11 protein-coding genes and 1 tRNA gene are annotated in these 12,284 nt (G+C 56.1%); 5 read left to right on the top strand and 7 right to left on the bottom strand.

The window, feature by feature from the left end; genetic code table 11:
- The first annotated feature begins 1 nt into the window (after position 1).
- The gene (locus tag D9A02_RS14750) at positions 2–943 is read left to right on the top strand and encodes a 3-hydroxyacyl-CoA dehydrogenase NAD-binding domain-containing protein (RefSeq protein ID WP_120501673.1); all 942 of its coding nucleotides are present in this window, start codon (positions 2–4) and stop codon (positions 941–943) included.
- Here the strand turns inward: D9A02_RS14750 and D9A02_RS14745 are convergent.
- Complete coding sequence (locus tag D9A02_RS14745; protein ID WP_120501672.1) at positions 918–1,988, bottom strand: GlxA family transcriptional regulator; 1,071 nt, start codon at positions 1,986–1,988, stop codon at positions 918–920. The two genes, D9A02_RS14750 and D9A02_RS14745, sit on opposite strands and share 26 nt — an antisense overlap.
- A gap of 134 nt (positions 1,989–2,122) precedes the next feature.
- On the opposite strand from D9A02_RS14745, the gene D9A02_RS14740 reads away from it, so the two are divergent.
- Genes D9A02_RS14740 through D9A02_RS14730 form a run of 3 tightly spaced genes read left to right on the top strand, consistent with a single transcriptional unit; the run spans position 2,123 to position 6,270 of the window.
- A complete protein-coding gene (locus tag D9A02_RS14740; RefSeq protein WP_120501671.1) occupies positions 2,123–3,013 on the top strand; it encodes a 3-keto-5-aminohexanoate cleavage protein in 891 nt (296 codons plus the stop codon).
- A complete protein-coding gene (locus tag D9A02_RS14735) occupies positions 3,010–4,170 on the top strand; it encodes an acyl-CoA dehydrogenase family protein (protein ID WP_120501670.1) in 1,161 nt (386 codons plus the stop codon). Before D9A02_RS14740 ends, D9A02_RS14735 begins: the two co-directional genes overlap by 4 nt.
- A gap of 3 nt (positions 4,171–4,173) precedes the next feature.
- A complete protein-coding gene (locus tag D9A02_RS14730; RefSeq protein ID WP_120501669.1) occupies positions 4,174–6,270 on the top strand; it encodes an acetate--CoA ligase family protein in 2,097 nt (698 codons plus the stop codon).
- Between the two features lie 53 nt (positions 6,271–6,323).
- Here the strand turns inward: D9A02_RS14730 and D9A02_RS14725 are convergent.
- From D9A02_RS14725 to D9A02_RS14700, 6 genes are all read right to left on the bottom strand, one after another.
- Positions 6,324–6,398: transfer RNA gene (locus tag D9A02_RS14725), tRNA-Glu, on the bottom strand.
- Positions 6,399–6,510: 112 nt separating this feature from the next.
- A complete protein-coding gene (gene recJ / locus D9A02_RS14720; RefSeq protein ID WP_120501668.1) occupies positions 6,511–8,256 on the bottom strand; it encodes a single-stranded-DNA-specific exonuclease RecJ in 1,746 nt (581 codons plus the stop codon).
- On the bottom strand, positions 8,253–8,816 hold the full coding sequence (locus D9A02_RS14715) for a cysteine hydrolase family protein (RefSeq protein WP_120501667.1): 564 nt from the start codon (positions 8,814–8,816) through the stop codon (positions 8,253–8,255). Before D9A02_RS14715 ends, recJ begins: the two co-directional genes overlap by 4 nt.
- Positions 8,816–9,784, bottom strand: coding sequence for a class II fructose-bisphosphatase (glpX, locus tag D9A02_RS14710; protein WP_120501666.1), 969 nt, complete (start codon positions 9,782–9,784; stop codon positions 8,816–8,818). The genes D9A02_RS14715 and glpX overlap by 1 nt, the downstream gene beginning before the upstream one ends.
- Positions 9,785–9,849: 65 nt before the next feature.
- Positions 9,850–11,136, bottom strand: coding sequence for a homoserine dehydrogenase (locus D9A02_RS14705; protein WP_120501665.1), 1,287 nt, complete (start codon positions 11,134–11,136; stop codon positions 9,850–9,852).
- Positions 11,137–11,241: 105 nt separating this feature from the next.
- The gene (locus D9A02_RS14700) at positions 11,242–11,490 is read right to left on the bottom strand and encodes a hypothetical protein (RefSeq protein ID WP_162933085.1); all 249 of its coding nucleotides are present in this window, start codon (positions 11,488–11,490) and stop codon (positions 11,242–11,244) included.
- A 115-nt stretch (positions 11,491–11,605) separates the two neighbouring features.
- On the opposite strand from D9A02_RS14700, the gene D9A02_RS14695 reads away from it, so the two are divergent.
- A complete protein-coding gene (locus D9A02_RS14695) occupies positions 11,606–12,196 on the top strand; it encodes a TetR/AcrR family transcriptional regulator (RefSeq protein WP_120501663.1) in 591 nt (196 codons plus the stop codon).
- Positions 12,197–12,284: the final 88 nt, after the last annotated feature.

Genomic DNA, 12,284 nt, shown 5'->3' with positions numbered 1-12,284 from the left:
CATGTACCTTGATCCCCATTCAGTCACGCGAGTGACAAGCCTTGGTGCCGGGCCAATCGGCGGTGGCTGGGCTGCGCATTTTCTGGCGCGGGGCTATGACGTTACCGCCTATATCCATGATGAGAGCGAGCGCGCAGCATTTGATGCCATCGTCGATACCGCTTGGATCAGCCTTGAAACGCTTGGGTTGGATGCAGGTGCATCGCGCGCCCGGCTGACCGTAACAACAGATCTTGAGATGGCGCTTGATGGCGCGCAATTTGTGCAAGAAAGCGCGCCCGAGCGGCTGGAAATCAAACAGACGCTTTATGCCCGTATGGGGGAGTTGCTGCCAGAAAATATCGTGATCGGTTCGTCCACATCCGGCCTGACGATGACAGAAATTCAGGCTGGCTGTCAGACGCCTGCACGGTGCGTGATCGGGCATCCGTTTAACCCACCGTATTTATTGCCATTGGTCGAAATTGTCGGCGGCAAGCAAACCGATCCGGCGGCTGTTGCTTGGGCGGGTGCGTTTTACGAGGCGGCTGGCAAAGCGCCATTGATCATGAAAAAGGAAATCCCCGGCTTTGTAGCCACCCGCCTGCAGGAGGCCTTGTGGCGCGAGGCGTTGCATATGGTGGCGGCCGGAGAGGCTACACCGGAAGATATCGACATTGCACTGATCAACGGCCCTGCGCCGAGGATGGTAGTGCAGGGGCAATGCATGGCGTTTCATGTGGCTTGCGGAGCGGGTGGCATGGCCACTAACCTCGATCAGTTTGGGCCAGCGCTGAAATGGCCGTGGACACGGCTGGACGCACCTGAGCTGACGCAAGAATTGCGCGATCGCATGGTCGATGGTTGTAATAGCATCGCGGGGGATCGCGATTTTGAGGATATGGCGGCAGATCGGGATGCCAAGATTGTTGCTGTGCTCAATGCGCTTCGTCAATCGGGGTAAGCCCGTGCTGTTTTAGCTTCAGCGTCTCAAGATAATTGGACAAAGTGCCGGGCCAGTCGGGCGCCTCTTTGTGTTTGGGCCAGGCCTGGCGGTATTCCCGTGGCTTGCGGCCAAAACATTTGCGAAATGAATAGGCAAAATGAGACAGAGAATTAAAGCCGGAAGCGGTGGCAATTTCGCGCACGCCAAGATCTGTGGAAATCAGTAATACACGCGCATGTTGGAGTCTGAGTAGCAGCCCGAACTGCACCACGCTGCAGCCAATCGCCGTGTTGAACTGGCGCTCAAGTTGCCGTTGCGAAATCCCGACCTGCTCTGCCAGTTGGGGGACTGTTAAGGGCTCAACCAAATGCTGATCCATCAGCTCAACCACGGTGCTGACGTTTTGCGGTAAGCCCTCAAGCCCGTGCCCCAATGTCTTGCGCTGGGAATGTGTCGAATCCCGCACGGGGTGATGCAGGATATTGTCCGAAATTTCGCCAACCAATGCATCGCCGTGGTTTTGGCGAATTTGATCGAGCATAAAATCCAGACCAGCAGATGATCCCGCGCAGGTCATGATCCGGCCATCACTGGTAAATAGCTGTTCTTGGCCATTTATATCGGGGAAAACCTCTTTAAATCCAGGTAGATAAGACCAGTGAACTGTGGCGCGTCTGCCCGTTAACAAACCGGCGCGGGCAAAAATATAGGGGGCCATTTCGACGGCACATTGCCGAATGCCTTGCCGGTCCGCACGCCTGAGCCAAGACAATAATCTGGTATCGGAGTAATGTTCCGCCCCCCAGCTGCCGATGAGCAGAACGAGATCATCTTGATTAAGCTTTTCTGGAAGGCCTTCACATCGAATTGGCATGCCGTTACTGGCCCAAACTTCTCCTGCGTCGGTCGCGCAGAACGTGGTTTCATAGAGGGGCGACGGCGAAAGATAGTTGGCAATGCGCAGGGGCTCCAGCAGGCTGACCACGCTCATCATATTAAAGCGCGGCACCAGGATACAGACGATTCGAGTGGGCCGCGGGCCCTGTGCATCGGTTGAAGACATAGGAATACTCTAATGTGATGGTCGTACTGAAAGTGAGATTATCCGCCGCTCATCTGCAAAACAATGGCGAATAAACTACATTTATTTTACATACTCGCCGCAAACTGAACCTGAAATCAACAGGGAGAGCGCGCATGAATTTTGAAGTGATCGTTACATGTGCTGTCACCGGCGCCGGAGACACCACCGATAAAAACCCGCATGTTCCGGTTACTCCGGAGGAGATCGCAGCCTCAGCTATTGAGGCGGCTAAGGCCGGTGCAGCCATCACCCATTTGCATGTTCGTGATCCGGAGACAGGGCAGGGTTCACGTGACCCGGCGCTCTTCAAACGCGCCGTTGACCTAGTGCGCGCCAGCGACACCGATGTTGTGATCAACTTGACTGCCGGAATGGGTGGTGATTGGGTTCCATCTGCCGTGGATCCGGCAATGCCAGGTCCCGGCACTGATATGATCGGTCCCGAAGAACGTCTGGCCCATATCAAGGAATGTCTGCCCGAGATTTGCTCTCTGGATTGCGGAACACTGAATTTTGGCAATGGCGATGAGATCTATATTTCCACGCCACCAACCCTGCGTCGTATGGCCGAGCTTACTCAGGAATGGGGGGTGAAGCCCGAGCTTGAGGTCTTTGAACTGGGGCACATCCGGTTTGCCAAGGCGATGGTCGAAGAAGGTTTGATTGATGCGCCGCCAATGTTCCAGCTGTGCCTTGGTATTCCTTGGGGGGCGGACCAAACGGTGGAAACCATGGCCGCGATGAAGGCACAACTGCCGCCCGGAGCCAGCTGGGCCAGTTTTGGCATCAGTCGGATGCAGATGCCCATGGCGGCCGCTGCAGTGGCGCTTGGCGGTAATGTGCGCGTCGGGTTGGAGGATAACATCTGGTTGGATCGCGGCGTGCCAGCTACTAATGCGCAGCTTGTCGCGCGCGTGGTCGAGATTGTTGAAAACATGGGTGGCCGTGTATTGAGCCCGCAAGAAGCGCGCAATAAGCTCAAACTGCGTGGGGCGGATGCATGAACATCCAAGTCAGTCACGAAAATGAGCTTTTACTTAACACTGTAAGAGCGTTCATGGAGGACGAGATTTTCCCCCATGAGGATGAAGTCGACCGTCTTGGAGAGGTGCCCGAAGATCTTGGCCGTCAGGTTGAGGCGCGCGCCAAAGAATTGGGGCTTTACGCCTGTAACCTGCCGGAAGAGATCGGCGGTGGGGGGCTTGATCTGACAGCGCAGCATTTGATCGAGCGCGAGTTCGGTAAGGCCACCCATGCGCTGCACAGCTGGGCAGCACGTCCGACGGAAATTCTGCTGGCTTGTGAGGGCGATCAGCGCGAGCGCTATTTGCTGCCTTGTGTCACTGGGGAGAAACGCGAACTTTTTGCCCTGACCGAGCCCGAAGCCGGGTCAGATGCAATGGGGATGAAGTCGACCGCTCGGCGCGATGGGGACGATTGGATCCTCAACGGTACCAAACATTTTATCTCAGGCCCATGTATGCCGGACTTTGCCATCGTGTTTGCCGCCACTGGCGAAGATGAGACACCGCGCGGCCCACGCAAACGTGTTACGGCGTTTTTGGTCGATGTCGGCCTGCGGGGCTTTGATTGCCGTGAAGGCACACGAAGCGTGAGTTACCGCGGATACAAGACCTATCAGCTGTCGTTTGAGGATGTGCGTCTTGGCCCGGATCAGGTTTTGGGTGAAGAAGGGCGCGGTTTTGAGATAGCAGGGCAGTGGTTGAGCATGGGGCGCATCTGGGTTGGTGCAAGTTGCTGTGGCAAAGCCGAGCGCATTTTAGACATGGCCACAGAGTGGGCAGCCACACGTCGTCAGTTTGGTAAGCCGATTGGCCAGTTTCAAGCCACCGGGTTTCGGCTGGCCAATGGCAAGATGAACCTGCGCGCGGCGGACTTGATGGTCTTGGATGCGGTCAATCGGCATCAAGAGGGCCGAATGGAAGATCAGGACGCTGCCATGGTAAAGGTCTTTTGCTCTGAAATGTTGGGCCAGATTGCCGATGATGCGGTTCAGGTGCATGGCGGTATGGGATTGATGGAAGAATTGCCAATCCAGCGTCTGTGGCGCGACAGCCGTCTGGAACGGATCTGGGACGGCACATCGGAAATTCAGCGCCATATCATCACCCGGTCGATGTTACGACCACTTGGGGGGTGATCGATGACCCCGGCCAAACGGCAGAACTTTGAACGCCTTCTTAATCCTCGCCACATCGCATTCATTGGCGGCTCTGACGCGGCCATCGCTATTGGTGAGGCGCGCCGTGCCGGTTTTGCAGGTAAAATGTGGGTGGTGAACCCCAAGCGTGAGGCGATGTGCGGCTTACCCTGCGTGGCCAATTTGAGCGATCTGCCTGAGGCGCCTGATGCGGTCTTTCTGGCCATACCTGCGCCCGCTGTACCGCAAGCGATCAGCGATCTGAACCATTTAGGGGCGGGCGGAATCGTTTGCTATACAGCAGGGTTTTCTGAAGCACATCAGGCCGGGCGTAAACTGGAAGAGGAGCTGAAGTCCGCGCTGGGCGATATGGTTTTGGTGGGGCCCAATTGTTATGGGCTGGTCAATTATGTGGGCCGCTCGGCGCTCTGGCCGTTTGCCCATGGCGGCAGCTGTCCGGGTTACGGCGCCGCGATCATCACGCAGTCGGGTATGTTTTCCTCAGATATCACAATGAGCCAGAGATCCCTGCCGCTGGCTTATATGGCCTCGGCTGGAAATCAGGCTGACCTTGGCCTGACAGAGTTTGTTGATCTAATGTGCGAGCGCCCTGAGGTGCGCGCCATCGGGCTTCATATCGAAGGCCTGTCTGATATTCCTGCCTTTGAACGTGCTGCCCTCAAGGCTCTGCACGTGGGCACGCCGATTGTGGCACTTAAGACTGGCAGTTCGGTCATTGGTGAACGTCTGACAGTTAGCCACACTGGTTCGCTGTCAGGCTCCAATGAGTTGTATCAGGCGTTGTTTGATCGGGTAGGGGTGATCAGTGTCACCAATCCGGCGCAGTTTCTGGAAACGCTCAAGTTTCTATGTATTGCCGGGGCACCTGCCGGGCCCGATGTGATGGGCTTCACCTGTTCCGGTGGGGGGGCCACGATGCTGGCGGATCATGGCGAGGTGATTGGCCTGAATTATCCGGACCCAGATGGTACGACACGTCAGGTGTTAGAGACATTATTGCCGCCCATAGCGACGGTATCGAACCCTTTGGATTATACGACACCGATTTGGGGGCAGGCTGACAAAACTGAGCTGGTTTTCGCAGAATCTTTCAAACATATTCCGGCGCAAACGGCACTTTTGGTGCAGGACTACCCAGCCAAAGGCTTGGATGAAAGCGAGCAGCTGTATCTTAATGATGGGATGGCCTTTGCCAGAGCTGCACAGCAGGCGGGCCTGCCCGCTGCGATCTGCGCCACGATACCAGAAAACATGGGCGCGCATATTCGTGAGGCTCTGATCGCACAGGGTGTTGCCCCGATGCAGGGTATTCATGAGACGCTTAATGCCATCCGTGATGCTGCGTGGTGGGCGCAAAGCCAACGCCGTATTTTAACGTGCCCACCTCAACCGCTTTTGACTGCGCATAGTGCCACCTGTGTCGCGATGATCAGCGAGGCCGAGGCCAAGGAACAGCTGTTCATGGCTGGCATCCCAGTACCGTCAGGGCGCGTGGCCAAAGGCGAGGATGTCTTTGAGGCAGCGCAAGAGATCGGCTATCCGGTGGCCCTAAAAATGATGAGCCCAGCACTGGCCCATAAGACCGAAGCCGGGGCCGTTGCCCTGAACATTCCGGATGAGGCTACCTTGCGTGCAGAAGTTTCACACATGAAAACCCGTGTGGCTGGATACGCAGAGCAAGCTTTAAGCGATGTGTTTCTTGTGGAGGCAATGGGGGCACCGCCACTGGCTGAACTGGTTGTTGGACTGCGCCATGATCCGCAGTTCGGTCTGGCGATGACCTTAGGCAGCGGCGGCATTCTGGTTGAGCTGGTCGGCGATACCCGTTCATTGCTTTTACCTGCCTCTGAAGAAGAGTTGCGGATCGCGTTGCAAAGTTTGCGGGTCTCTACGTTTCTGGAAGGGTTTCGCGGTAAATCTAGGGTCAATATTGAGGCATTAATCCGCGCCCTGAGCGCCTTGGCTGAATATGCTATGCAGAATGCCGGTGATATTGCTGAGATCGAAATCAACCCGTTGTTTGTGTACGACGACAGCGTTCTGGCTGTTGATTGCTTGATGCATCTCAATCGGGATTGAGATGAAGAGAGCTATTCAAAATTTGATATAAATCTTTATGAAACACAAGGAAGTGGCAGCCCGTAGGGGAATCGAACCCCTCTTTCCAGGTTGAAAACCTGGCGTCCTAACCGATAGACGAACGGGCCAGAACCTTGTGTGAGGCGGTAATTAGGCAAAAGATCTGATTTGCGCAAGAGGGTTTTTGCAAAAAATGTGATTTGAGTGACGATTTATTTTTTGGGCAAAAAACGCGACTATTTAGTTGGCTGGCGCGGCGTCATCGAGTTGCAGCTGGACCGTTTGTTTGCCGCCCCATGTGTTGATATTCAACCGGCCAGCCAGATGAAAACGAGCACCGCAGTGTTGCTCTAATACAGGACCAAGCGGGCCGTCGAAAACGCCAAAAGCGATAGCATCCATACTGGCACCTAGGCCGTCGCCGAATCGTAGCTTGAGGTGGTTGTCGCCGATGCGTTTGGCATAGCTAATTGCCATATCGGCGAACACATAACGCGGGCCGGGGACACCGGCACCAAAAGGGCCCGCCGCTTCAATCTGATTGACCAGCTCCAGTGTCGCGGCTCCTGGCATCAGCATGCCATCAAGTTTGAGATCTGCAGGCCCGGCGTCGCCGGCACCCTGTTTGGATAACAGTTCGGACAGGCGCGCCATGGCGGGTTCCAACTGATCTCGGGCAAGGGTCAAACCAGCGGCCATTTTGTGACCGCCACCTTTGATCAACAGGCCCTCATTGGCGAGGCGCTGGATTGCGGCACCCAAATCGACGCCGCTGATTGATCGACCTGATCCTTTGCCCTCATCGCCATCAAAGCCGATTACAATGGCCGGCCGGTTGGTGTTCTCCTTAAGGCGACTGGCGACAATACCAACAACACCGGGGTGCCAGCCGTCTTCAGCGGCCCAAACCAGTGGTGCGTCCAATCCACGTTCTTCGGCTTGTTCAAGGGCGGCAGCGCGTACTTGGGCCTCCACCTCGCGGCGTTCCGAGTTGAGTTCCTCAAGACGTTCTGCGAGTGATCGCGCCTCATGGAGGTCCACACACGATAACAGGCGGGCGCCTAAATCGGCACGCCCGACACGCCCACCGGCGTTGATCCGGGGGCCAAGCACAAAGCCCAGATGATATGAGGTCGGGGCCGTATCTAACCGGGCTATATCGCTAAGTGCGACCAGACCTGGGCGTTGCCGTCGGGCCATAACGCGTAGGCCTTGTTGCACAAAGGCGCGATTGACCCCGCGCAGGGGGGCGACATCGGCCACGGTGGCTAGCGCGACCAGATCCAGCATGGCCATCATGTCTGGGCCTTTTTGGCCTGCCTCACGTAATTGTCGACCCGCCTCGACCAGCATGAGGAAAACCACAGCTGCGGCACAGAGGTGGGCCAGATCACCCGATTCGTCTTGCCGGTTGGGGTTCACCACGGCCAACGCGGGCGGCAGGGTCTCACCGCCAAGATGGTGGTCCAGCACAATCACATCAGCGCCAACAGCGGCGGTAATGGCTTCATGACTGAGCGTGCCACAATCGACACATATGATCAGATCGTGATCTTGCGCCAGTCGCTGCATTGCGGGCTCATTAGGGCCGTAACCTTCATCAATTCGGTCGGGAATATAAAGCGAGGCGTTCAGATTGCTTTGGCGCAGCCAATCGATCAGCAAAGCCGCAGAGGTGCCGCCATCGACATCATAGTCAGCAAAAACCGCAATGTGTTGGCGCTGATGCACAGCAAGAAGGAAACGTGTGGCCGCCTTTTCCATATCCAGAATACTGCGCGGGTCTGGCAACAGGTCGCGCAGTTTTGGCTCCAGATAAGAGGGCGCTTCCTCAGGGGAAACGTCCAGTCGCGCGAGCGTTTGGCAGAGTGGCCGGGGTAGATCGGTGTGTTGGGTGATGGCCTCGGCCATACGTTCGACCTCAGGGTCGGGGCCAATCCAACGTCGCCCCAAAAGGGAGCGTTCTATACCTAGAAAGGCGCTCATGGTTGGCTGCGCAAAAGGTCCGCGACGGTGACGGCCTGTGCAAACTCACCATGCAGATGTGACACGGCTGTTGTGTGAATTTGCTGCGCTGTCATCGGGGAAAGGGCGCTGTCCCAATCTGTGTTGGCATTGCTGGTGAATGTGGCGCAGGCATCGTGGGCAAGTTGAACGGAAAAGCCCAGATTGGCGGCCATACGAGTGGTGGTTGAGACACAATGCGGCGTGGTCAATCCGCAGATGACCAGCGCATCAATACCATGCCCACGCAGGTGGGCCTCAAGTCCAGTTCCGATAAAGGCGCTGTTAACTGACTTGTCAAAAACAGCTTCGCCCTCAATAGGGGAGACTTGCGCCTTGAAGGTGGTGCCACCGGTATCGGCTCCAAGAGGGCTACCGGGTTCAATACTGACATGGCGGATATGAACAACAGGTGCCCGGTTATGCCGCCAATGCGCAAGAAGCGCACCGGCGTTGTCTTCGGCATCGAGATTGTTGCGCTCTCCCCAGACCGGGGCATCAAAGCCCCGTTGGATATCGATCAAGAGAAGCGCAGTTTCCATCAGCCGGCGATAGGGTGAAAGCAGCTCAGGCGGCGGCGTTCACCGGTTTTGGAGCGCAACAACAATGTTTCTGTCTCAATGCCACCATCGCGGTGCTTGAGGCCAGCAACGAGTGAACCCTGGGTTACACCCGTTGCAGCAAAGATCACGTCATCCGTGACCAATTCGTCACGGCTATAGATCCGGTTCAGGTCCGTGATGCCTGCTTTTGCAGCGCGGCCTTTTTCGTCGTCGTTGCGGAACAACAGACGGCCCCAAATTTGGCCACCCAGACATTTCAGGGCACCTGCGGCCAGAACACCCTCAGGCGCACCGCCAGATCCCATATACATGTCGATGCCAGTCAGATCCGCTTCGGCGCAGTGCATGACGCCAGCAACGTCGCCGTCACCGATCAGATAGATCGCCGCACCGGTTTCACGGATTTCGTTGATCATGTCTTGATGCCGGGGGCGCTCCAGAACACAGACGGTGATCTCTGATGCAGCGCAGCCTTTGGCCGATGCAAGGGCCTCAACCCGCTCACGCGGGCTCATGTCCAGCGAAACAACGTCTTTTGGATAGCCGGGGCCAACCGCCAGTTTGTCCATGTAAACGTCAGGGGCGTGCAGCATTGTGCCGCGAGGGGCCATGGAAATAACGGTCAATGCGTTTGGCATCGCTTTGGCGGTGATGGTAGTGCCTTCCAGAGGGTCCAGCGCGATATCTACGCCGGGGCCATTGCCGGTGCCAACCTCTTCGCCAATGAACAACATCGGAGCTTCGTCACGCTCGCCTTCACCAATGACAACAACACCATTGATGTCGAGCATATTCAACTGCTCGCGCATGGCATTCACCGCCATCTGGTCGGCTGCTTTTTCATCACCACGGCCGATCATGCCAGCACAGGCGATTGCGGCATGCTCGGATACGCGTGCGAGCGCCAGAGACAGCATATGGTCGTTAAATTCGGTTTTGGCAGACATTACTTATCCTCGAATTTGGGTGCGTCCAGATTTAGCGATCCGGGCGTGACGGCACAAGGCCGGGTTTAAACGGTTTCAATACGGAGTGCGACAGGCGCGGCAGACAGGACATCGAGCCCGTCCATAGCAGTCAGGGCCGCCTCAAGCGCGCTGCGCGATGTTTTGTGGGTTACGATCAAAACGGGGGCTGTATCTGTTTCATGCTGATACTGGCGCATACGATCGATGGACACGCCAGCATCACCCATGGCGCTGGTGACTTTGGCCAGTGCACCGGGTTTGTCCAGCAGGGCCATCCGCAAATAATACGGTGCAGGTGTGTCTGCCTGCGCCGATTTAGCCTGAGATAGAGTATTGGCAGGTTGACCAAAGGTTGAGATCGACAGCCCACGTGCGATATCCATCACATCGCCCATTACAGCGCTGGCGGTTGGGCCTTCGCCCGCACCGGGGCCACGCAGGACAATTTGCTCAACCTGATCGCCTTCGATTACGACCATGTTGGTTCCACCTTCGAGCTGCCCCAGCGGACTATGTGCTGGAACAAGGCAAGGCGACATGCGCTGCTCAAGGCCGCGGCCGGTCATCTGTGCCACGCCCAGTAGTTTGATCCGGAAGCCCATGTCAGCAGCTTGTTCAATGTCTTCGATGGTGATGCGCTGGATGCCCTCAAGTTGGACATTGCCAAAATCAACCTTTGTGCCGAAGGCAATGGATGACAGCAGGGACAGTTTGTGCCCGGCATCAATGCCGCCCACATCTAATGTCGGGTCCGCTTCGAGATATCCAAGCTGATTGGCTTCTTCAAAAACCTCATCATAGGGCAGACCAGCGGATTGCATCCGGGTCAGGATATAGTTGCAGGTGCCGTTCATCACACCCATGACTCGTGTGATATCATTGCCTGCCAGTCCTTCGGTCAGGGCTTTGATGACAGGGATACCACCGGCGACAGCCGCTTCAAACCGTAGAATGCTTCCAGCCTCTTCTGCGGTTTCAGCCAGCACCTGACCATGGTGAGCCAGCAGGGCCTTGTTGGCGGTTACAACGTGCTTGCCCGCAGCAATTGCGGCTTCTGTTGCGGCTTTTGCCGGGCCATCGCTGCCACCCATCAGTTCAACAAAGACGTCGACATCATCACGTTTGGCCAAAGCAACGGGGTCATCTTCCCAAGCATAATCGGACAGGTTCACACCGCGGTCTTTATTGCGCGAGCGCGCAGAGACGGCGACGATCTCAATCGGGCGACCAGAGCGTACAGCCAACAGGTTGGCTTTTTGACGGATGATCTTGACAACACCAGCGCCGACGGTTCCGAGGCCGGCAATTCCAAGGCGCAAGGGGGCTGTCATACACGTCTCCAATTCTGACATAGAGTTCACTCTTTGACGCGCGATGTAACCGGTCTGCGCCGTGCTTGCAACGCGGGTTTTTACCTCATTTGTAGATCAAAGATGTTATTCTTGCGCTCTGAGCCGGTCTGCGCGGGCCTGCAGGCTTTCAACGCGGGCCTTAAGGGTCTCGCTGGTTTCAGGCACAATCTGGTTTTGTGTCGCTTTAGTGGTGATCCGGGCGGTTGGTGTCAGTTTAGGATATGGCGCGTTTTTGGCCGCATCACTGGCAGCGGCGTCGAGCTCGGGAAAATCGCCACAGGCGTTAAGCATTAATAAGAGGGCAAGAGCTGGAAAGCAGCGGCGAAATATCATGAACGCGTCCTGAGCCTATGGTTGAGCCTGCAATAATGTCCCTGTCATGCCACTATTTTGCTCCAAGGGGCAAGCAGGGCATTGATTTGAACGCATGTTCAGATAAATCTTGCCCATGGCACGCACGCAAGGATCACATTCAGATATCACCGGTCCCAGGGTCCGCGAAGCGGCATTGCGTCTGTTCGCGCAACAGGGTTATGCCGCTGTGTCGATGCGCAAAATCGCGGCAGATGTCGGCGTGCAGGCCGGAGCGCTTTATAATTATACCCCAGACAAGCAGTCACTGCTGTTTGATCTGTTGCGCGGCCATATGGATGAACTGCTTGCTGTACGTGCGGCGCAGCCGGTTGTCGAAGATCCCGTGGCCGCTTTGGAAGAATTCACCCGATTTCACATCAGGTTTCACGCGAAGCGACCTGATGCAGTGTTCATCGCCTATATGGAATTGCGTAATCTTGAGCAAGAAAACTTTAATAAGATAGAGAGTTTACGCCGCATATATGAAGCGCAACTTGAAGCCATCTTGCAACGTGGAATGGCCGAAGGCCTGTTCCAAATCCCGGACCCGAGGATCGCCACGATGGCGATCATCGCCATGCTGACTGGGGTCAACACTTGGTACAGTGAGAAAGGGCGATTAAAGCTCTCCGAGATCGAAGGGATTTACTGGGACATGGTGCGTAAAGTTGTTGCGATGAATTGAGGGTCAGAGAGTGAGCTATCTTGGTTTGACTGTTGAGAATAAAGGGCTGCTTTGAGCCCAGACCCACAAAAGCGATTAATTGTTTGAA

Origin of the sequence: Roseovarius sp. EL26, from assembly GCF_900327775.1 — a bacterium.
Classification (GTDB): domain Bacteria; phylum Pseudomonadota; class Alphaproteobacteria; order Rhodobacterales; family Rhodobacteraceae; genus Roseovarius.
This window is presented reverse-complemented; position numbering and strand designations above follow the sequence as displayed.

Coding starts and splice junctions, on each gene's coding strand:
- D9A02_RS14750 (WP_120501673.1), top strand. CDS start 2: ATGTACCTTGATCCCCATTCAGTCACGCGAGTGACAAGCCTTGGTGCC.
- D9A02_RS14715 (WP_120501667.1), bottom strand. CDS start 8,816: ATGGAAACTGCGCTTCTCTTGATCGATATCCAACGGGGCTTTGATGCC.
- D9A02_RS14705 (WP_120501665.1), bottom strand. CDS start 11,136: ATGACAGCCCCCTTGCGCCTTGGAATTGCCGGCCTCGGAACCGTCGGC.
- D9A02_RS14740 (WP_120501671.1), top strand. CDS start 2,123: ATGAATTTTGAAGTGATCGTTACATGTGCTGTCACCGGCGCCGGAGAC.
- recJ (WP_120501668.1), bottom strand. CDS start 8,256: ATGAGCGCCTTTCTAGGTATAGAACGCTCCCTTTTGGGGCGACGTTGG.
- D9A02_RS14695 (WP_120501663.1), top strand. CDS start 11,606: ATGGCACGCACGCAAGGATCACATTCAGATATCACCGGTCCCAGGGTC.
- glpX (WP_120501666.1), bottom strand. CDS start 9,784: ATGTCTGCCAAAACCGAATTTAACGACCATATGCTGTCTCTGGCGCTC.
- D9A02_RS14745 (WP_120501672.1), bottom strand. CDS start 1,988: ATGTCTTCAACCGATGCACAGGGCCCGCGGCCCACTCGAATCGTCTGT.
- D9A02_RS14700 (WP_162933085.1), bottom strand. CDS start 11,490: ATGATATTTCGCCGCTGCTTTCCAGCTCTTGCCCTCTTATTAATGCTT.
- D9A02_RS14730 (WP_120501669.1), top strand. CDS start 4,174: ATGACCCCGGCCAAACGGCAGAACTTTGAACGCCTTCTTAATCCTCGC.
- D9A02_RS14735 (WP_120501670.1), top strand. CDS start 3,010: ATGAACATCCAAGTCAGTCACGAAAATGAGCTTTTACTTAACACTGTA.